Here is a 1143-nt window from a genome sequence, read left to right as displayed (position 1 = left end):
GCGTGAAGAATGCCTGCATCAATCTTATAGCCAGAAAGAAGAGAGATGAACGACTGAAACGGCTTCTCCCTCTCTCGGAAGAGAAATTGACGGAGGAAGAACCTTCTCGCCTGGAAGAACGATGGCAGGCTGCCGTGGATTGCATCGACCACGACCTGACCGACCAGACTGCTTCCGTCATCCGATTGTGCTATCGGGAAGGAATGTCGTATAAGGATACGGCGGAGGAGCTGGGCATCAGTGTCTCGGCAGTGAACAAGCATATCGTGAAAGGTTTGCGAACGCTCAGAGAAAAGTTGAAAGGAAAATAATCCGCCAGGCGTTCAGACAAGATTGTCTTTGCCGTAAGAAAGTCCTCCGCCAGGCGTTCCGACGGATTTGCAATCCGTCGTTAAAAAAGGTTCAACCTCTTTATTTTGCGGATTTGCAATCCGCTTATATAATAACTCTAAAATGAAGAAAGGAAAAGAAAATGAAACATGAATTATCTGACATAGATCCTCAGAAGATGGATTCTCTGAAATGGGATATGCTCCTCGATCTCCTGGAGCATCCCGAAAAGTATTCCGAAACCCAAAAGGATGAACTTCTGGGCGATGAGGAAGTGAACGAACTCTATCAGCTGCAGGTAGAGACCCGACAGTCTCTGGATTTCGCCAAGTCGAAGGAAGAAATGAAGATGCCTTCTATTGATGCAGAATGGGAGAAGCTGAAAGATGGGATGAAGCTGAAAGAAGAAAAGCAGCAGAAAGATGAGACGAAGCAGAATGCAGAAACCCAGCAAACCGCCAAGTTGTTTCCTCTCTGGAGTCCGATGAGAAAGGTGGCTGCCGTTGCAGCCGTCCTTGTCGTCTCCGGCATCACCTTTGCAGCCATTCATCTGGTAACCCGTTCTCATCAGGCATCAGATAACAGCAATACCGAACTCGTATCATCCCGAAAGGATTCTATCCAGCAGGTTTCTGCTCCTCAGAAATCCAACATAGAAGAAAAGACAGATTCTGCAAGTCTTGCCCAGCTCCCATTGGTTTATGAAAACGCTGAGCTTCAGAATATCCTTACTCCTATTGCCGGGCATTTCCATCTCCAGGTAACTTATCAGAACGAGTCGGCTCGCCATATCCGTCTCTTCCTGCAACTGGA

Annotated in this window: 2 protein-coding genes; both read left to right on the top strand. The window is 47.4% G+C overall.

Annotated features, from left to right (window positions below; translation table 11 throughout):
* On the top strand, positions 1-311 hold a 311-nt coding region (locus DXD25_RS16310; RefSeq protein WP_158556369.1), incomplete at its 5' end, for an RNA polymerase sigma factor.
* Positions 312-472: 161 nt separating this feature from the next.
* A partial coding sequence (locus DXD25_RS16305; RefSeq protein ID WP_147327961.1) for a hypothetical protein occupies positions 473-1143 on the top strand: 671 nt, incomplete at its 3' end.

It is taken from the genome of Prevotella sp. TF12-30 (assembly GCF_003436715.1).
Lineage (GTDB): Bacteria > Bacteroidota > Bacteroidia > Bacteroidales > Bacteroidaceae > Prevotella > Prevotella copri_A.
The sequence above is the reverse complement of the archived record's forward strand: the minus strand, read 5'-3'. Positions and strand labels throughout refer to the sequence as shown.